This is a genomic window from Pseudomonas sp. ASL7, assembly GCF_056680375.1.
Map to the genome: position 1 here is coordinate 3,258,160 of NZ_CM155279.1, position 19,102 is coordinate 3,277,261.

At 59.7% G+C, this 19,102-nt stretch carries 17 protein-coding genes, 4 tRNA genes and 1 pseudogene; 6 read left to right on the top strand and 16 right to left on the bottom strand.

Going from position 1 to position 19,102, the window contains the following annotated elements:
• The first annotated feature begins 1 nt into the window (after position 1).
• Positions 2 to 643 (top strand): LysE family translocator, encoded by a 642-nt coding sequence (locus AC1MDT_RS14975; protein WP_480417898.1) that lies wholly within the window; start codon positions 2 to 4, stop codon positions 641 to 643.
• A 116-nt stretch (positions 644 to 759) separates the two neighbouring features.
• On the opposite strand, the gene AC1MDT_RS14980 is transcribed toward AC1MDT_RS14975, so the two are convergent.
• The 4 genes from AC1MDT_RS14980 to AC1MDT_RS14995 form a co-directional block, all read right to left on the bottom strand.
• Positions 760 to 835: transfer RNA gene (locus AC1MDT_RS14980), tRNA-Gly, on the bottom strand.
• Positions 836 to 838: 3 nt separating this feature from the next.
• Positions 839 to 914, bottom strand: a tRNA-Glu gene (locus AC1MDT_RS14985).
• Between the two features lie 105 nt (positions 915 to 1,019).
• Positions 1,020 to 1,095 (bottom strand) — tRNA-Gly (locus AC1MDT_RS14990).
• 2 nt (positions 1,096 to 1,097) lie between these two features.
• Positions 1,098 to 1,173, bottom strand: a tRNA-Glu gene (locus tag AC1MDT_RS14995).
• Between the two features lie 380 nt (positions 1,174 to 1,553).
• On the opposite strand from AC1MDT_RS14995, the gene AC1MDT_RS15000 reads away from it, so the two are divergent.
• Positions 1,554 to 2,324, top strand: coding sequence for a hypothetical protein (locus tag AC1MDT_RS15000; protein WP_480417899.1), 771 nt, complete (start codon positions 1,554 to 1,556; stop codon positions 2,322 to 2,324).
• Positions 2,325 to 2,463: 139 nt separating this feature from the next.
• Here AC1MDT_RS15000 and AC1MDT_RS15005 read toward each other — a convergent pair whose 3' ends face one another.
• The 4 genes and pseudogenes from AC1MDT_RS15005 to AC1MDT_RS15020 form a co-directional block, all read right to left on the bottom strand.
• Entirely contained in the window at positions 2,464 to 3,345 is an 882-nt protein-coding gene (locus AC1MDT_RS15005; RefSeq protein WP_480422795.1) for a methyl-accepting chemotaxis protein, read from the bottom strand.
• Positions 3,325 to 4,428: pseudogene (locus AC1MDT_RS15010) on the bottom strand (HAMP domain-containing protein); the annotation flags it as partial. The gene AC1MDT_RS15005 and the pseudogene AC1MDT_RS15010, both read right to left, overlap by 21 nt.
• A gap of 108 nt (positions 4,429 to 4,536) precedes the next feature.
• On the bottom strand, positions 4,537 to 5,922 hold the full coding sequence (locus AC1MDT_RS15015) for an aminotransferase-like domain-containing protein (RefSeq protein ID WP_480417900.1): 1,386 nt from the start codon (positions 5,920 to 5,922) through the stop codon (positions 4,537 to 4,539).
• Between the two features lie 274 nt (positions 5,923 to 6,196).
• Entirely contained in the window at positions 6,197 to 6,958 is a 762-nt protein-coding gene (locus AC1MDT_RS15020; RefSeq protein ID WP_480417902.1) for an SDR family oxidoreductase, read from the bottom strand.
• 235 nt (positions 6,959 to 7,193) lie between these two features.
• On the opposite strand from AC1MDT_RS15020, the gene AC1MDT_RS15025 reads away from it, so the two are divergent.
• On the top strand, positions 7,194 to 8,198 hold the full coding sequence (locus AC1MDT_RS15025; protein ID WP_480417903.1) for an NADP-dependent oxidoreductase: 1,005 nt from the start codon (positions 7,194 to 7,196) through the stop codon (positions 8,196 to 8,198).
• 138 nt (positions 8,199 to 8,336) lie between these two features.
• Here the strand turns inward: AC1MDT_RS15025 and pyrF are convergent, their stop codons facing one another.
• Complete coding sequence (gene pyrF, locus AC1MDT_RS15030; RefSeq protein ID WP_480422796.1) at positions 8,337 to 9,035, bottom strand: orotidine-5'-phosphate decarboxylase; 699 nt, start codon at positions 9,033 to 9,035, stop codon at positions 8,337 to 8,339.
• A gap of 294 nt (positions 9,036 to 9,329) precedes the next feature.
• Here pyrF and AC1MDT_RS15035 point away from each other — a divergent pair, with 294 nt between their 5' ends.
• The 3 genes from AC1MDT_RS15035 (at position 9,330) to xopAW (ending at position 12,230) form a co-directional block, all read left to right on the top strand.
• Positions 9,330 to 10,088: a response regulator gene (locus tag AC1MDT_RS15035; RefSeq protein ID WP_480417904.1), complete on the top strand. Its 759-nt coding sequence runs from the start codon at positions 9,330 to 9,332 to the stop codon at positions 10,086 to 10,088.
• Positions 10,088 to 11,140 (top strand): sensor histidine kinase, encoded by a 1,053-nt coding sequence (locus AC1MDT_RS15040; RefSeq protein ID WP_480417905.1) that lies wholly within the window; start codon positions 10,088 to 10,090, stop codon positions 11,138 to 11,140. Before AC1MDT_RS15035 ends, AC1MDT_RS15040 begins: the two co-directional genes overlap by 1 nt.
• Positions 11,141 to 11,378: 238 nt before the next feature.
• Positions 11,379 to 12,230: a XopAW family type III secretion system calcium-binding effector gene (xopAW, locus tag AC1MDT_RS15045; protein WP_480417906.1), complete on the top strand. Its 852-nt coding sequence runs from the start codon at positions 11,379 to 11,381 to the stop codon at positions 12,228 to 12,230.
• A 108-nt stretch (positions 12,231 to 12,338) separates the two neighbouring features.
• On the opposite strand, the gene AC1MDT_RS15050 is transcribed toward xopAW, so the two are convergent.
• The 7 genes from AC1MDT_RS15050 to AC1MDT_RS15080 form a co-directional block, all read right to left on the bottom strand.
• Entirely contained in the window at positions 12,339 to 13,394 is a 1,056-nt protein-coding gene (locus AC1MDT_RS15050; RefSeq protein ID WP_480417907.1) for an AI-2E family transporter, read from the bottom strand.
• A 69-nt stretch (positions 13,395 to 13,463) separates the two neighbouring features.
• The gene (locus AC1MDT_RS15055; protein ID WP_414906758.1) at positions 13,464 to 14,270 is read right to left on the bottom strand and encodes a DUF4892 domain-containing protein; all 807 of its coding nucleotides are present in this window, start codon (positions 14,268 to 14,270) and stop codon (positions 13,464 to 13,466) included.
• Between the two features lie 8 nt (positions 14,271 to 14,278).
• Positions 14,279 to 14,938 carry a glutathione S-transferase family protein gene (locus tag AC1MDT_RS15060; RefSeq protein ID WP_480417908.1) on the bottom strand — a complete coding sequence of 220 codons (660 nt, stop codon included), beginning with the start codon at positions 14,936 to 14,938 and terminating at the stop codon, positions 14,279 to 14,281.
• A gap of 50 nt (positions 14,939 to 14,988) precedes the next feature.
• Positions 14,989 to 15,843: an alpha/beta hydrolase gene (locus AC1MDT_RS15065; protein WP_480417909.1), complete on the bottom strand. Its 855-nt coding sequence runs from the start codon at positions 15,841 to 15,843 to the stop codon at positions 14,989 to 14,991.
• Positions 15,840 to 16,646, bottom strand: a complete 807-nt coding sequence (locus tag AC1MDT_RS15070; RefSeq protein WP_480417910.1) for an alpha/beta fold hydrolase — start codon at positions 16,644 to 16,646, stop codon at positions 15,840 to 15,842. Before AC1MDT_RS15070 ends, AC1MDT_RS15065 begins: the two co-directional genes overlap by 4 nt.
• A 292-nt stretch (positions 16,647 to 16,938) precedes the next feature.
• Positions 16,939 to 17,382 carry a hotdog fold thioesterase gene (locus AC1MDT_RS15075; RefSeq protein ID WP_480417911.1) on the bottom strand — a complete coding sequence of 148 codons (444 nt, stop codon included), beginning with the start codon at positions 17,380 to 17,382 and terminating at the stop codon, positions 16,939 to 16,941.
• 32 nt (positions 17,383 to 17,414) lie between these two features.
• Positions 17,415 to 19,082 carry an AMP-binding protein gene (locus tag AC1MDT_RS15080; protein ID WP_480417912.1) on the bottom strand — a complete coding sequence of 556 codons (1,668 nt, stop codon included), beginning with the start codon at positions 19,080 to 19,082 and terminating at the stop codon, positions 17,415 to 17,417.
• Between the last annotated feature and the right edge of the window lie 20 nt (positions 19,083 to 19,102).

Genomic DNA, 19,102 nt, shown 5'->3' on the forward strand with positions numbered 1-19,102 from the left:
GATGCAGTTTTCAAATTACCTGGGCGAGTTCCTGGCGCTGGCAACTATCCACTTTCTGGCCGTCGTCGCACCCGGACCGGACTTCGCGGTCACCATCCGCCAGAGCGTGCGTTTCGGTCGATGGGTGGGGATCTGTACGGCGTTGGGCATCGGTGCGGGCATTTCCGTGCATGTGCTTTACACCCTGCTCGGCGTCGGCGCGTTAATGCACACCACGCCTTGGCTGTTGACCGTGGCCAAGGTCGTGGGTGGCGCCTACATCCTGTATCTCGGCGTCAGCCTGTTGCGCAGCCAACCCAAATCGGTGCCGGCGGGTGAAAAAGATGCGGATGAACCGAGGGTCGAGCAAACACTGCTAAAAGCGTTCACCACCGGGTTTCTGACCAATGCCACCAACCCCAAGGCGACACTGTTCTTCCTGGCGATCTTCACCACGATCATCAGCGCCACGACACCGCTCAAGATTCAGGCGCTATACGGTGTCTGGATGTGTTTCGTGAACGCACTGTGGTTTGTCATCGTTGCGCTGTTCTTTTCCAGCAGCAGGGTGCGGTTGCTGTTCATGCGCCTGGGGCACTGGTTCGAGCGGAGCATGGGGGTGATCCTGATCCTGTTTGCGGGGCGGTTGATTTTATCGATGTGATAACCCAGGTCATGCAAAAGGCCCGCTCAGTCTGACTGGCGGGCCTTTTTTCTGCATCTGAGACAAATCCTGCGCACACAAAAACGCCGCTCAATGAGCGGCGTTTTTGTTAAATATGGAGCGGGAAACGAGACTCGAACTCGCGACCCCGACCTTGGCAAGGTCGTGCTCTACCAACTGAGCTATTCCCGCAAATGGCGTCCCCTAGGGGACTCGAACCCCTGTTACCGCCGTGAAAGGGCGGTGTCCTAGGCCACTAGACGAAGGGGACACGCTAACTGAAACACATGGTGTGTATTTCAGTGCCCAAATCCGCATCCGAAGATACCGGTTCTGGTTTCACTCAGCGCAGCCCGAAAGCAACACTGTTTAAAATTGGAGCGGGAAACGAGACTCGAACTCGCGACCCCGACCTTGGCAAGGTCGTGCTCTACCAACTGAGCTATTCCCGCATTGGCGTCCCCTAGGGGACTCGAACCCCTGTTACCGCCGTGAAAGGGCGGTGTCCTAGGCCACTAGACGAAGGGGACACACATACAACATTCACTCCCTACCGCGTTTCGCTGTGTGCTTTACGCTGTAAGTGGCGCGCATTCTATGGATGGATTGAGGGGTCGTCAACCCCCAGATATAAATTTATTTAAATCAACGACTTCGCCCTGCTTTGAGACGCCAATCCGGCTTTTCCGTGTCCCGGCGTTTGACGCCTATATTCTGACGCGTGCCAAGGCGTTATAGTCCAGCACGCCACAGATGATGGCAATGTGCACCGCACACAGCATTACTTATATAAGCAGGAACGCGGCCGATATAGACAGAACCCCAGCCGGTTCAACTTGCCCAGCGGCGCTATGCGCCCCAATGGCAAGCTACTACACTCGCATGCGAACCCTATAAAGAGGTCTTACCGGTGACACCACTCATGATCACCCTGCTAGTCGTAGCCGGGATCGCATTATTGATCGCCATTGGCTACATGAACCATGTGGTGGAAAACAATAAGCTGGAAAAAGCCCGCACCAAGGTAGAACTCAATGATCGCCTGCGTCGCTGCGGTGAAATCACCGAGACGTTCCCAGGCCAGTTGATGACGCCGGCGCTCAAGCTCCTGCTGACCCGTCTGGAACTGAACGTCTGCCAACGCTTGCTCAACCTGGAAAAGACCAGCAGCAACCTCAGGGCACGCATTAGCGAGCTGACGGCGCTGGCCGCCCAAGGCGAATCGATCCCGGTCAACAACCCGCCAGCGCCGATCCAGACCGAAGCCAAAGCCAAGGATGTTCGCTTCCTGCTCGAAGCGCTGCACGGCCAGATCACCCGCGCCGCACAGGACGGCTTCCTGCCGTCCAATGAAGCCAAACGCTGGGTCCGTGAAGTTCGCCACATCCTGGTCCTGTTGCACATCGAATTCTTCAACAACCTCGGTCAGCAATACCTGCAACAGAACCAGCCTGGCCAGGCCCGCCTGGCGTTCGAACGCGGCGTGCAATACCTGCGCAAACAGCAGGAACCGCAGGTGTATGCCGAACAACTGGAATACCTGGAAAAACTCCTGGCGCGTGCCAATGGCATGGTGATGGACAACATCGCGTCGGTTGAAGATGAAGCCAATCAGCTGAACGCGGGCCTAAAAGTGGTCGAGGCCGATGCGGACTGGAAGAAGAAAGTCATTTACGACTGATCCGCAAAAACAGGAAAGCCACCGGAAGGTGGCTTTTTTTGGGGTTTGATTTAACACGCGAGTATGGCCAGGAAATCAGGTCGGCTGTCAGGCCGCCATCGCGGGCAAGCCCGGCTCCCACAATAAACCAACGAACGCCTCAGAGTCGAAAGTGCCCCACCATCCCCTTCAACTCAATTCCCAACTGCGCCAACTCGATACTCGACGCCGCATTCCCCTGCATCGCCAACGATGATTGATCCGCGCTGGCGCGAATACTCGTCACGCTGCGATTGATCTCCTCGGCCACCGAGCTCTGCTCCTCGGCCGCTGCCGCAATCTGCTGGTTCATCTGCTGAATCAACGACACCGCCGCCGCAATACTTCCCAGCGCGCTCTCGGTCTGCAACGCATCACTCACCGCCAGCTTCACCAACTCGCCACTGCTCTGAATCTGTTGCACCGAAGACTGCGCTGCATAGCGTAAGGCACTGACCAGTCGTTCGATCTCCTCGGTCGATTGTTGAGTGCGCTTGGCCAGTGCCCGCACTTCATCGGCCACCACCGCAAAGCCCCGGCCCTGCTCGCCCGCCCGCGCCGCTTCGATGGCCGCATTGAGCGCCAACAGATTGGTCTGCTCAGCCACGCTCTTGATGACGCTCAGCACAGTGCCGATGTTCTGGATTTCTGCGCTAAGGCTTTCAATGCTGGAACTCGCCGAGCTGGCAGAGTCTGCCAGTTGCTCGATTCGCGCCATGCTCTGGCGCACGACCTGCTGACCGCTCTCGACTTTACCGTCCGCCGTCTGCGCGGCCTGGGCGGCCTCTTCCGCGTTACGCGCAACGTCATGCACCGTAGCGGTCATCTGATTCATCGCCGTAGCGACCTGTTCTGTTTCTTCCTTCTGGCTGCTGACTTCAAGGTTGGTCTGCTCGGTCACCGACGCGAGCGACTGCGCCGAACTGGCCAACTGCTCGATACCGGCCTGCAAACCGCTGACAATACTGCTCAGGCCCGCCCCCATTTGCTGCATGGCCTGCATCAATTGGCCGATCTCGTCACGACGGGTGACTTCAACCGTCGCACTCAAATCGCCAGCGGCGATCTGTTGAGCCACACGAATCACACTGCGCAACGGCGCCACAATCAACCGGGTAATCACCAACGCCGCGATCAGCCCGACCAGCAAAGCCAAAGCCGACGAGCCAATGATCAGCAGCGAGTTCTTTTTCAATTCCATCTGCATTGAGTGATCTTCGGCGACATAAGCCTGATCGACTCGCTCCACCACTTGAGCGGCACGCTGATGCAGCTGCTCATAGACCGTTTTTTCCTGCGCCAGAAGACCGGTGTACTCCGCGAGTTTTTCGCTGAAACTGCCGATGTGGCCTGCCACCTCATTCAGGACAGTCTGGTACCCCTCGTCCTTGACCGTGGTTTTTAACTGCTCGGCCTGGGTCAGCGCCTGGTCGGCCTGCTCAATCTTGCCCTGGCCTGCGCTGTCATCACCCTTACGGCTTTGGTCCAGACGCACATGCGCTTCGTTCATGGCTTGCAACATCAACCGTGACACCTGGCTGACTTGACTGGCTTGCTCGATGAATTGCGAACCGTCCTTGCCCTCGGACTGTTTCAAGGCATAGGCGCCGTCATCGGCGAGTCCGGCCTGCAATACATCGAGGTTATTGGCCACGCTAGATACCGACCAACTGGCCATTTCCAGCGCCAGGTCCTTGGCCTGGCTGAGCGAGACGAATTCGTCAAAAGCCTTGCGATAGGCCCCCAGGGACTGCTCGACGTCGTTCATTACCGGCACGTTGGCCGCAGACGCCGCTTTCAGCTGGGCCGCCAGGGCGATCAAACCATCAACGCCCTCGTGCAAGGCATCTGCGGTTTTCGGATTACCGTGCAAGGCGTATTCCTGCTCAAGCAGTCTCACCTTGAGCAACCCGCTGTTGAGCGAAGACATCTGCTTGAGCCCATCGAAGCGATGACTGATCGTTTGCAGGGACCATACGCCGATAGCTGCCACGACGGCGGTCAGCAGCAACACCAATACAAAACCGACTCCCATTTTTTTCGCCATACCGAGGTTGGCAAAACGTCCTTGCACGGCCGAAATCATTGCGCTTAGTCCCCTGCCATTGTGAGTTGACGCAGATTCGCAACGGGCCTGTGCCAACACAAGTCTCTGGCGTCTGAATAATGGCAATAAGCTACGCCAACGTCGTTTTCAGGACGCTTTAGGTCGATCCGGAGCGGTGGCCTGAAAAAACGCCCGGGCACGCGGATCACAGGCATAGGCCACATTGATACGCTGCCAGTCGCTGGCCTCACCCGTAGAGCTGAATGCCGTCGCAGAAGACAACAACACACCAAAGCGCTTTGCCTGGATACGCACCTGAGAGTAATCGGACATCCGTGATCGCGCCCAGATAAACAGGCCCCCGACAGGCTTGCCGAAGACTTCCCACTCGGCATCTTCGAGCACTTGCAACGCCGCTTCCCTGTCACTGCTCAACCGCTGACGCTGACGTTGCACCAATTTGCGATAGGCACCGCCGGCCAACAGGCATGCGAGCACCGACTCACAAAACCGTGAAGCGCCCATGCTGCTGATCATCTTGACCTCGGCCAGTCGCGAAACAACCTCTGCACCCGCCACGACAAAGCCGACCCGCAGCGAACTGCTGAGCGTTTTGGAGTAACTGCCGACGTAAATCACGCTGTCATCCAATGCGGCGAGTCGCGTACCGGGGCCGCTGTGCAAATCGGCATAGACGTCGTCTTCGATGACCAGCACGCCATGGGTTTTGGCCAGTTGCAGCACGCGCTGTGCCACCAGAGGCGTGAGGCTGCTGCCCGTCGGGTTGTGATAGAAACTGTTGATGAACAACCCTCGTGGCTTGTACTCCAGCAATACCGCCTCGAGCGCTTCAGTGTCCGGCCCGCGAGGGGTTCTCGGCACCTCTATCATCCTGACACCGTGCAGGCGCAGCAGATCGAACAGCAAGCAATAGCCGGGATTTTCCACAACCACGCAATCACCCGGTTTAAACAACGTGCGCACGATCAGGTCGAGCCCCTGACTGGCACCCGTCGTCGTCATGATGCAACTGTCGTCCACTGCGATATCCAGCTGTTTCAGGCGCTTGACGATCTGCTCACGCAACGCTGGCAAGCCCAGCGGCGTGCTGTAGTTGAACAGACCGACCATGTCGGTACGGGTGACTTGACGGATCGCGTAGCTCAGGTCATCGGTCTCGCGCCAGCTTTCGGGGAGTCCGCCACAGCCCAGCTTCAGTTCGCTCAAAAAACTGCCCTGGTTGCCCCCTGCGCCCTCGAACCGCAGTAACCCTTGTTGATCTTGAGCCGCCAGTGCCGAAGCGGCAACGAAGAACCCCGCCCCATGACGCGGCGCCAGCACGCCTTGAACCACCAGACGCTCACACGCTTCAACCACGCTGGATTGACTGAGTAAATTGATTCGTGCGATTTGCCGCACGGAAGGCAGTCGCGTTCCCGGCGGCACCTCGCTGCAGTGGAGCCAGCGGGTTAATGCGTCGACGATTTGCTGTACGACCGGCACCAATGCCTGTCGATCGATTCTCAACTCCATGAGCAAGCAAACTCCTGTTTGTTTGGCGGGGAACAGTTAATCACAGGAACGCTCGCCGGGATGTGCGACAACGCCGCCAAAACCCACGGTTCTAACCATTTGAAACATAATGCCTGGCCCTCTTCTAAGGCCTCAAGGCAAACGAAAAACCTGTGGGAGCGAGCCTGCTCGCGAAAACGGTGTGTCAGTCAACATTGATGTCGGCTGATACTCCCTTTTCGCGAGCAGGCTCGCTCCCACAGGTTCGGTGTTTTCTATGGATCAGTATCTGCTTTTAAAACGCCGTCACGCCCCCATCCACCGCCAACGAGTGCCCGGTAGTAAATGCGGCACCATCACTGCACAGATACAACACAGCGCTGGCAATTTCCTCGACCTTGCCGATACGACCCACCGGGTGCATGGCATTGGCGAACTCGGCTTTCTTGGGGTCCGCTTCATAGGCACGGCGGAACATGTCGGTGTCGATCACCGCCGGGCACACCGCATTCACACGGATTTTTTTCTTGGCATATTCGATGGCCGCCGATTTGGTCAGGCCGATCACCGCGTGCTTCGAAGCGGCGTAAATACTCATTTTCGGCGCCGCCCCGAGACCGGCTACCGACGCGGTGTTAACGATCGCGCCGCCCCCCTGGGCAAGCAGCAATGGCAACTGGTACTTCATACACAGCCAGACGCCTTTGACATTGACGCCCATGATTGCGTCGAACTCATCGGCCGTGCCTTCGGCCAGCTTGCCCTTTTCGATCTCGATGCCGGCGTTGTTGAAGGCATAGTCGAGGCGGCCGTAGGTATTCACCACTTCGTCCATCAGATTTATTACGTCACTTTCCAGCGTGACGTTGCAGCGCACGAAAGTCGCTTCGCCGCCCGCCGTACGAATCAGCGCCACAGTCCCCTCACCGCCCTCGGTGTCCAGGTCGGCGACCACCACTTTCAACCCCTCTGCGGCGAACGCCTGGGCCGTCGCGCGGCCAATGCCATTGGCAGCGCCAGTCACAACGGCGACCTGTCCGGAAAACGTCATGCTCATTGTTATGTCCTCGAAAAGAGAAATGCGGGGATCGCGTGCGCCCAGTCTAGTCACAGGGATCTGCAGCGCGGCAGCACTATCAGAGGGCCGGTTGAGCGCCCATGAGTTGCAGTGATAGAACCGCCCACCTGACTATCACCGTACTGGATAGAGTTGCATTCGCCGCATCAGCCAGACTTGCAGCCTCGATCATGAAGGTCTATCAACAAGGCTTCATTCATCTTGAGTGCCTGTCATGACTACCCAGACCAATCGCCAATTCCTGCTCGCCAAACGCCCGGTGGGCGCAGCGACCCGCGAGACGTTCACCTATCAGGAAGTCCCGGTCGGCGAACCGGCTGCGGGTCAGATCCTGGTCAAAAACGAATACCTGTCCCTGGACCCGGCGATGCGTGGCTGGATGAACGAGGGTAAGTCCTACATCCCGCCGGTCGGTATTGGCGAAGTGATGCGCGCATTGGGCGTAGGCAAAGTCGTCGCCTCGAACAACCCGGGGTTTGCAGTCGGGGACTATGTGAATGGTGCGCTGGGTGTGCAGGATTTTTTCCTCGGCGAGCCACGCGGTTTCTACAAGGTCGATCCGAACCTGGCACCGCTGCCGCGCTACCTGTCCGCCTTGGGCATGACCGGGATGACTGCCTACTTCGCCCTGCTTGATGTCGGCGCCCCCAAGGCCGGTGACACCGTGGTGTTGTCAGGCGCCGCTGGCGCAGTGGGCAGCATTGCCGGGCAAATCGCCAAGATCAAAGGTTGCCGCGTCATCGGCATCGCCGGAGGCGCGGACAAGTGCCGGTTCCTGATCGACGAACTGGGTTTCGATGGCGCTATCGACTACAAGAACGAAGACGTCACCGCCGGTCTCAAGCGCGAATGCCCGAAAGGTGTGGACGTGTATTTCGATAACGTCGGCGGCGATATTCTCGACGCCGTGCTGGGCCGCCTGAACATGAAGGCGCGGGTGGTGATTTGCGGTGCCATCAGCCAGTACAACAACAAGGAAGCGGTCAAAGGCCCGGCCAACTACCTGTCGCTGCTGGTCAACCGCGCGCGGATGGAAGGCTTTGTGGTGATGGACTACGCCGCACGGTTCGCCGCTGCCGGGCAGGAAATGGCGGGCTGGATGGCCAAGGGACAGCTCAAGAGCAAGGAAGACATCGTCGAAGGACTGGAGACGTTCCCGGAAACACTGATGAAGTTGTTCAGCGGGGAGAACTTCGGGAAGTTGGTGTTGAAGGTTTAACGCATTATTTGAAGTCACCGCAAAACCAATGTGGGAGCGAGCCTGCTCGCGAAGACGGTGTGTCAGTCGACATCAATTTGACTGACACACCGCATTCGCGAGCAGGCTCGCTCCCACAATTGGATCTTTAGTGGTTGATCAGGCCAGTTCGGCCACGACGGCGGCCAATGCCTTGGCCGGATCCTTCGCCTGGCTGATCGGACGGCCAATCACCAGATAGTCGGAACCGGCATCCAGTGCCTGACGCGGGGTCAGAATGCGACGCTGATCGTCCTGGGCGCTGCCCGCCGGACGTATGCCCGGCGTCACCAGTTGCAACGACGGGTGAGCCGATTTCAACGCATGGGCTTCCAGCGCCGAACATACCAGACCGTCCATCCCGGCTTTTTCCGCCAGCGCGGCCAGGCGCAGCACTTGCTCCTGCGGCTCGATATCCAGACCGATTCCCGCCAGATCCTCACGCTCCATGCTGGTCAGCACGGTCACGCCGATCAGCAGCGGTTTAGGGCCGGTACGCTGGTCGAGCACTTCGCGGCACGCAGCCATCATGCGCAGACCGCCGGAGCAATGCACGTTGACCATCCACACGCCCATTTCAGCCGCCGCCTTGACAGCCATTGCCGTGGTGTTCGGAATGTCGTGGAACTTGAGGTCCAGGAACACTTCGAAACCCTTGTCGCGCAAGGTGCCGACGATTTCCGAGGCGCAACTGGTGAACAGTTCTTTGCCGACTTTGACCCGGCACAGTGTCGGGTCCAACTGGTCGGCCAGCTTCAGTGCGGCGTCACGGGTGGGGAAATCCAGGGCGACGATGATAGGAGTCTGGCAGACGGACATGTGCGGGCTCTCAGGCAGGACGAAATCGGCGCGCATTGTAGCGGAACCAGCGCCGCTGCGGGACCCGATGATCGGTAAATCATCGAGTCCGCTCAAGCAAGACTAGCCCCCGTGGCGATTGTGTCGAGCCCGATACACTCACGACACGCCCTCAACACCCTTCCTCGCTACCTTCGGCAGCCGCAACACGTCCTTACAGCACTTCCCGCCTCCGGGCCGGACGCCTATGCTGAGGCCACAACCTTGCAGCCTATCTTTTGTGGTTGGCAGCCTACCTGGCAGATGAACGCACGCATGCACAACACCCTAGCAACCGTGAACGACGATCAAAAAGCGCCCGCCGATGACAAACGCTGGAGCATTCGCGCGCTGATCGTCGACGACGACGTCCCGATCCGCGAATTGATGATCGACTACCTGGCCCGGTTCAATATCCACGCCAGCGGCGTCACCGATGGCGCCGCCATGCGTCTGGTAATGCAAGCTGAACATTTCGATGTGGTGGTGCTCGACCTGATGCTGCCCGGCGAAGATGGTTTGTCTCTGTGCCGCTGGCTGCGCGCCGAGTCGGACATTCCGATCCTGATGCTCACCGCCCGCTGCGAACCCACCGACCGGATCATCGGCCTGGAACTGGGCGCAGACGATTACATGGCCAAGCCGTTCGAGCCACGCGAACTGGTCGCACGAATTCAGACCATTTTGCGTCGAGTGCGCGACGACCGCACCGAACAACGGGCCAACATTCGCTTCGACAACTGGCGCCTGAACAGCGTGCTGCGCCAGTTGATCGCCGCCGATGGCCTGGTGGTGCCGCTGTCCAACGCCGAGTTCCGTTTGCTCTGGGTGTTCATTGAACGACCCCGCCGCGTACTCAGCCGCGAACAATTGCTGGATGCCGCACGCGGTCGCTCCATCGAAGCCTTTGATCGCAGCATTGACCTGCTGGTCTCGCGCCTGCGCCAGAAACTCGGCGACGATCCGAAAGCCCCACAGTTGATCAAAACCGTTCGCGGTGAGGGTTACCTGTTCGACGCACGAGATATCGGCTGATGCGTGCGCGCTTCGATACGCTGTTCGGCCGCCTGTTTGGCGTGCTGTTGGTAGCGATTATCCTGGCGCACCTGTTGGCGTTTGCCTGGTTCCACCATTACGGCCCGCGGACGCCCCCTCCGCCGCCGGAGTTTGCCGAAAACTACGATGGGCAACGCCCTCCGATGGACCCTCGCTTCGAAAACCGGCCGCCTCGGCCGTGGTTCGGCGGGCCCTTGGTGCCACTGACCTTTCAGCTGATATCGCTGATCATTGCGGCGTGGTACGGCGCCAAACTGCTGAGCCGGCCGATCCAGCGCCTGAGCGATGCCGCCGAACGCTTGAGCGAAAACCTCGACAGCCAGCCTCTGGATGAGTCCGGCCCACGGGAAGCGCGGCAAGCAGCGCACACGTTCAACAAGATGCAGCAACGCATTCGTGAACAAGTACAGCAGCGCTCACGGATGCTGGGGGCGGTGTCTCACGACTTGCGCACGCCGTTGTCACGGCTAAAGTTGCGGCTGGAGCAAATCGACGACGACAAGCTGCAAGGCCAGATGCGGCAGGATCTGGATGACATGATCAGCATGCTCGACGCCACCCTGACCTACCTTCACGAACAGCGCACCAGCGAGGCACCACAGTGGATGGACGTGCAGGCGCTGATCGAATCCCTCTGTGAAAATGCTCAGGACCAGGGCGCCGATGCCCAGGCCAGCGGCCACTGCGCGCCCCTGCAGGTACAGCCGATGGCTTTGCGCTCGTGCATCAACAACCTGCTGGACAACGCCCTGCGCTATGCCGGGGAAGGGTTGATTACGCTGGAAGACCATCGCGAGCAACTGCTGATCCGGGTCATCGACCACGGGCCGGGGATCGCGACGGATAAACGTGAAGCGGTGTTTGAACCGTTCTATCGTCTCGAGGGCTCGCGTAATCGTAACTCCGGCGGTGTCGGTCTAGGCATGACCATTGCCCGCGAGGCGGCCGAACGGCTGGGCGGACAATTGAGCCTGGAAGAAACCCCTGGTGGTGGACTGACGGCAGTCATCCGATTGCCCCGATCCATGTAGCAGCTGGCGAAGCCTGCGTTCGGCTGCGTAGCAGTCGTAAATCCTGCCACATCGATCTTCCTTAATCACCGCGGTGGATGGCCTAGCGACTGCTTCGCAGCCGAACGCAGGCTTCGCCAGCTGCTACAAGGATCGTGTGTACCCATCGGTACAAACCTCAAATACCCACGACATCTTGCCCCTTGAGGCTGCATAAGCCGGTGCACCCACCGGTTTCCCATTCCAAGGAGTGAGCCCAATGATCGGTAGCGTCAGTAACTACACGAGCTATTCCAGCACCAGCGGTACCACAACCAACAGCGCCCGTAGCCAGCAATTTCAGAAAGAGTTGCTCGCCAAACTCGACACCAACGGCGACGGCGTGGTGGGTCAGGATGAGCTCAAGAGCGCCCTGTCGCAGAAACCCGACAGCGGTCTGCTGGCCAGCCTGAGCAAAAATTTCGCCGATCTGGACAGTGACGATAGTGGCAGCCTGAGCAGTCAAGAGATGGCCGCGATGGCCCCACCTCCACCACCGCCACAAGATCAGGCACCCAACACTGAGCTTGCCGATGCGATGATCAGCGCCCTCGACACCGACGGTAACGGCACCATCAGCAGCGACGAACTGAGTAATGGCCTGACCAGCGCCGGCAGCAGTGCCGATAGCAAGGACATCTTCTCGGCGCTGGACAAGAACAAGGACGGCACCGTCAGCAAAGACGAACTCGCCGCCAGCCTCGCCCCGCCTCCACCGCCGCCACAGCAGATGCCCAGCGACGCACTGTTCAGCCAGCTGGATGCGAACAGTGACGGCAGCGTCATTGCCACCGAACCAGGCAGCGCGGTACAGGCCAGCGACAGCGCCTCATCGACCAGCAGCGACACCAGCGCGGCGCTGTTCAAAATGCTCGATAGCGACAGCAGCGGCGGTGTCAGCAGCGACGAGTTGAAAGCCGCGCTACAAGCCGGTCGCGAGAAGAGCAACGACAGCTCAACCGCTCAGCCGAATGTTTCAGAAGCGCTGAACAAAATGATCGCCAACCTGAGCAAGCAGTATTCGCTCGACAAGGTGGCGAGCGTGGGCAAGTACCTCAACGTGGCCACTTAAGTCAAAAGCATCGCGAGCAGGCTCACTCCCACATAGGATCTGTGTAAGCCACCATCCAATGTGGGAGCGAGCCTGCTCGCGAAGAGGGCTTAAATCGCGGCAAAAATCTCAAGGCCGGCGATCTTCAACGCGTGCCTGGCTTTTGCTCCAGTCGGTCAACAGGCTATACGCCACCGCCAGCAGCGTCGGACCGATAAACAAGCCAATAAACCCAAACGCAATCAACCCGCCAAACACGCCCAACAACACAATCACCAACGGCAAATTCCCGCCACGGCTAATCAAATATGGCTTCAGCACGTTGTCGACGCCGCTGATTATGAACGTTCCCCAAATGCCCAGAAACACCGCCATCCCGTACTCGCCCTTCCAGGCCAGCCAGGCCGTGGCCGGTATCCACACCAACGGCGGCCCCATGGGAATCAGGCTGAGCAGGAAGGTCACGATGCCAAGCACCAATGCGCCAGGCACTCCTGCAATCAAAAACCCGATAAACGCCAGAACCGCCTGAGCCGCCGCCGTCCCGATCACGCCGTTCACCACCCGCTGAACGGTCCCCGCCACCAGCTCGATGTAATAGCCAGCCCGTTGCCCGATCAGACGCTCCAGCAACCCATGAACAAACGCGGCCAATCGTGGCCCGTCACGGTAGAAAAAGAACACGAAGACAATGCTTAACGTCAGTTCGAGAATCCCGCCGCCAATCTGCGCACTGCGCGCCAGCAACCAGTTACCGACCTGGCCCAGGTAGGGCTTGACCGCCAGCAACATCGCCGCGCCCTGCTGATCAATGCTGTTCCAGACAACCACCAACCGTCCGCCAACCAGAGGAACACCGGCCAGCCAGGTCGGCGCTTCAGGCAGACCGTCAACCTGCACATCCTTGATGAACGCCGTGGCATCGCGCACATGATCCGCCAGGTTGAACCCCAGCCACACCAGCGGCACCGCCACCAATAACATCCAGCCAAGCGTCAGCAATGCCGCCGCCAGCGCCTCCCGACCATTGAGCAAACGGGTCAGCAAGCGCATCAGCGGCCAACTGGCAAACGCCAATACGGCCCCCCAGAACAACGCCGACCAGAACGGCGCCATCACCCAAAAGCTCGCGCCAAACAGCACCAGGAGCAGGATCTGCACCAACAGCCGATCGTTATTGATCATCAAAGTCTCGAAAAAAGTCAGTTCGCAGAAGAGCAGGCGAACGCGACAAGCGCATTCGCCTGATGAAGCTTATCGCAACAGTTCCACGTGCAGGCCAGCGCCGTCAACGCTGCCGGTTTCCATCCGCGCCGCACGCACGCCCTGGCCAATCAACGCCTGACGCCAGGCTTCGGCGTTCGGCCCGGAAACGTTGACCCGCAGGGTCGTGTCCAGATTCAAGCCGCGCGAGAGCAAGCGCAGCCAGGTATCGTCAGGGGCATCGGTCAGTTTGGGGAAATCGAGCTCGCCGGTGCTTTTGAGCTGCCGCAACAAGGTGGCGGAAGTAGGCAGCAAATCACCCAGAGGCGCCGCGGCATCGAACTGCTCGACGTGCAGATAGGCTTTGCGATTACCGCGAGTGATGCTGTAAAGCGCCACCAGCGTACTGTCCTTTGGCGCGGCCAGACGCAACAGCAGATACGCCTGTTGATCATCAGCCCCGTAGAGTTTGGCGTTGCCGAAGACCTCGTTGGCCCACAGGCTGCTTTCGCCGCAATCACGGGCCTGGCACCAGAACAGCAACTCGGCGCCCTGTTTCTGCAACGCTTCGCGGGCGGCGGTGAAGGCTTCCGTGGACGAATGCTCCGGCGGCAGTTCGTAGGTTACCGAGGTGGTTTGCCCGCGGGCGCTGACTTGACCGTCGAAACGCAATTGACCGCTGATCTTGCGGATCGACCCCAGCGGGTAGATCCGCTCGAGCTCTACCGCCGGGCGATAGTCGACGATCTGCGCATCGACCATACGCGGCACGATCGGCAGGTCCTGGCTGCCCGGAACATCGGCGGCGAACAACACGGGACTGAAACAGCACAGCGCCAGCAAACTGAATGAACGCATGGATAGGCTCATCGTATCAGCATGGCCTGGGCGCCTTTGACGACGCTGGCATCATCGATGCGTTCGGGCACCAGCAAACCACGCTGCACCGCCGGACGCGCCTCCAGGCTCGCCATCCAGCGTTGCAACGCCGTCAAGCCATCCACCGCGACACCGGACCACTCGTGGCCACGAACCCATGGGTACGTGGCTATGTCGGCAATGCTGTACTCGCCGGCGAGGAATTCCACGGTTTGCAGGCGGGTGTCGAGCACCTCATAAAGGCGACGGGTTTCATGCTGATAGCGGTCGATGGCGCCCTGGAGTTTCTCCGGAAAATAGCGAAAAAACACGTTGGCCTGACCCTGCATCGGGCCGACGCCCCCCATCTGGAACATCAGCCATTGCAAAACCACTGAGCGCCCCTTCGGGTCCTTGGGCAGCAGCTTGCCGCTCAACTCGGCCAGGTAGATGAGGATGGCGCCGGATTCGAATACGGCAAAATCACCGTTGGCGCGGTCGATAATCGCCGGAATCCGGCCATTGGGATTGATCTTGAGGAAGTCCGGGGACTTTTGTTCCTTCTTGTCGAAACTCAAGGCGTGCACCGTGTAGGGCAGGCCGAGTTCCTCGAGCACGATAGAGACCTTGTGGCCATTCGGGGTCGCAGCGGTGTAGAGATCTATCATGGTTGTCTCCCATTTCAACCCGCCCAGCCTCGACAGTTGCCCGGCGCAAGTCAAGGAGCGGCGAAGAACCGATTGAAACAGTCTGCGACAAGGTCGGCACCGGATTCATCATTCAGGTGCAAATGATGGCCGCCAGGCAGCTGTTCACGGCTAAAGGGTAGACGCTCCAACAACTCAGGATGTTTGGCGAGCATGCCGTCAGCTGCAACCACCAGCAACGCAGGACAACTGACCCGCTGGACGAAGGCCATGGCCTGCTCGGTGGTAAGACGTAGCGGCGATGGCAGCGTGAGACGGTTGTCGGTGCGCCAGGTGTAACCGCCCGGCACTGGCATCAAACCGCGCTGGGCCAGGAGTTCGGCGGCTTCGCGACTGACCGCTACCAGACCTTGCATTCTCGCCTCGATGGCGCGGTCCAGTGTGTTGTAGACGGGTTTGCGCTTCTCGCGCAGATCCAGTTGCGCTTGCAGGGCCATGCCCATACGCTCGGCAGCGTTTTCGCCTTTGTCTGTAGGAGGGATGATGCCGTCGATCAAGGCTAGATGCGTCACACGCTCGGGCAGCGAGCCGGCGATGATCAACGAAGCGATCGCGCCCATGGAGTGCCCCATCAGCGCAAAACGCTTTAGCCCAAGCTGTTCGGCGACCTGCAATACGTCGTGGGCGTAGTCCCACATGGCATAACCGGCACCGGGTGGGCGATGCCCGGAGTGGCCGTGACCGGCCATGTCCAGCGCGATGATGCGCAAGCCTTTGAGCTTTGGCGCCAACCGGGCAAAGCTGTTGGCGTTGTCCAGCCAGCCATGCAAGGCGATCACCGGCAGGCCGTCTTCAGGGCCGAACAAGTGCGCCGCCAACTCGATGTGCGGCAGGCTCAGGCGAACTTCTTCAACGACATGGCTCATACGCATTCCTGCTGACGACGACTTTCCCAGCGGCTGAACAGGTTCTTCAGCAGCGTGGCTGTGTCCTGTGGTCGCTCGAGGGGAAACATGTGCCCACCGGGCATGCTCAGGGATTCGCCCTGCGGCATACGCCCGACCGTACGGGCGTGATGGCGCATGACCACGCGACTTTTATGCCCGCGCACCACCGCCAACGGCACTTTCAACTGCCGTGCGCGACCCGGGCTGGTATGGGGCACACCGCGGTAAATGCTGATTTCGGTGGCCGGGTCGAAACGCAGGCGCAGCTTGTCGCCCACTGTGTGCAAACCGTGTTGCAGGTAGGCGTCGAAGCACTCCGGATCGAAGCCACGAAACAGGGTCTTACCGGCGAAATATACTCGCGCAGCCTCCAGATCGGCGAACTCTTCGCGTCGCCCCAGCGTGCGGCCAGCCGGGGTCAGGCGGTCGATAAAACCAAAACGCTTGGCCGCGCGGATGACCCACTGATCGGTACGGGTCAGCACCGGCGAATCGAGCATCACCACGCCGCGGTACAGTTCGGGGCAACGCAACGCCGCGTGCAGGTGCAATACGCCACCGAAGGAGTGGCCAACGCCCCACACGGGCTCAGGCTGCTGCTCAAGATGATGAATCAGCTCGTCCACCAAATTGTGCCAATTGTCATCCGCCGGAAAACGCGGGTCATGGGCATGCTGTTCCAGATGTGTCACCTGATACTCGGGCGCCAGCGCCGCGAACAACTTGCCGTAGGTGCCCGAAGGAAATCCATTGGCGTGGGCGAAAAATATCTGTTGCGACATACCGGTCGATCCATCAACGAAAACGAGCGTTGATTGTCCGTAAGACAACGCCCTACAGCAATGACCGTAACTGCCAGGAATGATGACAGTCCGGTCAGGGGGATACCCATCCTTGTAGCAGCTGGCGCAGCCTGCGTCCGGCTGTAGGAGCGAGCTTGCTCGCGAAATACGTTAACGATAACGCGTTCATGTTGGATAAACGTGTCGCTCTCAGGTCTTTCGCGAGCAAGCTCGCTCCTACACGCAGCCGAACGCAGCCTGCGTCCGGCTGCTACACAGAGCGAGTCATTGCTCAACGCAGTGGTGGATTCTCACCCAACGGCACCACCGCCATGGTCAACCGCGACACGCAACTGGCCTTGCCCTCGTCGCTGGTCAAGCGGATATCCCAGACATGCGTGGTGCGACCAATGTGAATCGCCGTGGCCACCGCCGTTACCCGTCCGCTGCGCAATCCGCGCAAATGGTTGGCATTGATTTCCAGGCCTACGCAATAAAACTTGCTGGTATCGATACACAGGTAGCTGGCCATCGAGCCGACCGTTTCGGCGAGCACCACCGAGGCACCACCATGCAGCAAGCCATAAGGCTGATGGGTGCGGTGATCGATGACCATGCTCGCGGTCAGGGAGGCCTCGTCGAAAGCTTCAAAGCGAATATCCAGCACTTCACCGATGGTGTTTTTCTGGATCGCGTTCAACTGCTCGATGTTGGGAAGGGTTCGCCACAGACTCATCGCCAATTTCCTTGGTTGGTGTTGTTGGTGACTCAATCCTGCCACACGACTGCTTCGCTGCGCTCGCTCCATTCTTCGAACCGGGCCCCGTAAGCGGCTTCGATCATATTGCGCTTGATCTTCAGGGTCGGCGTCAGAAAGCCGTTTTCCACTGCCCAACTGTCCTTGACCACCACCAGCCGCCGCAAGCGTTCATGCTTGTCGAGGGCGCCGTTAACCTCCTCCAGCAGTTTTTCCAGGCTCGAGTGCAGGCCGGCGCGTGCCTTTGCGCCCGCGTCCTGCTGGCCGACCGCCGAAAGCACGCACAAGCCCAACGGCGCACTCAACCCATCGCCAACCACGCAGACCTGCTCGATCCGCGAATGCACCGCCAGCCGATTTTCGATGGGCGCGGGAGCCACGTATTTGCCTTTGCTGGTCTTGAAGATTTCTTTCAGCCGCCCGGTCAGGCGCAGGTTGCCTTCGGCGTCTTCCTCGCCCTTGTCACCGGTACGCAGGAAGCCATCCTCGGTGATGGTTTCGGCGGTTTTTTCAGGTTCCTTGAAATACCCGAGCATGGTCGCGCCGCTGCGCACCATGACCTCGCCGGACTCGGCGATCCGAACCTCGACGTCCGGGCAAGGCTTGCCGATCCAGCCCGGCTTGTTCTGGCCCGGCAGGCCAACATGCGAATAGCCGCAGCTTTCGGTCATGCCGTAGACCTCCAGCACATCCAGCCCCAGCTTGCGATACCACAGCAACAAGGTCTGCGGAACCGGCGCCGCGCCGGACAAGGCAATGCGCAAGGCGTCGAGCCCAAGCCCGGCAAGGACTTTGTGTCCAACCCGCTCGCCGATGATCGGCAGGCCGAGCAAAAAGTCGAGGCGCTTTGCCGGGATCTTGCTGTAGACGCCCATCTGGAACTTGGTCCAGATCCGCGGCACGCCAAACAATGCGGTGGGCCGTGCACGCTGCAAATCGGTGAGGAAGGTATCGAGGCTCTCGGCAAAAAACACCGTTTGCCCGCTGTAGATCGACGCCAGTTCGACGAACATTCGCTCGGCGACATGGCACAGTGGCAGGTAGGACAGCAATCGATCCGACTCGTTGAGGCCGAAAAGTTGCGTGCCACGGCTGGCGGCAAACCCCAGATTACCGAAGCTGTGCATCACTCCCTTGGGCAGGCCAGTCGTGCCGGAAGTATAAATGATGGTCGCCAATTGATCGGCGGCGGGTTTCGGATCGTCCTGGATCGGCGAGTTGCGCTGCAGGTCGGCCCAGCTGAAATCGAAGCGGCCTGGCGGATGCAACGGCAGGCTGATGGTGGGCAGTTCCGGCTTGACCCCACGGGACATGCCAGACCAGTCATCGAGTTTGCCGATGAAGACAAGCACGGCGTCGGAATGTTCGAGCACTTGCGCCACGGACTCGGCTGTCAGGTTCGGGTACAGCGGCACCGAGACATGCCCGGCCATCCAGATTGCCAGGTCGGCGATGATCCAGTGGGCACAGTTTTTCGAGATCAAGGCGATGTGGCTACCTTGAGGCAGTTCTCGTGCTCGCAGCCAGTGCGCAGCGCAACGGGCCTGATGACCGACGTCTTCCCAGGTCAGCGTCTCGACCTGTCCACCCCCCGTGGGCTGGACCAGAAAGCGCTGGCGGGGATGACGGGCTTCCCGCTCATAGAAGACGTCCAGCGGCAAACGCAACGCTGCAGACATACGACTCGCTCCTGTTTTTT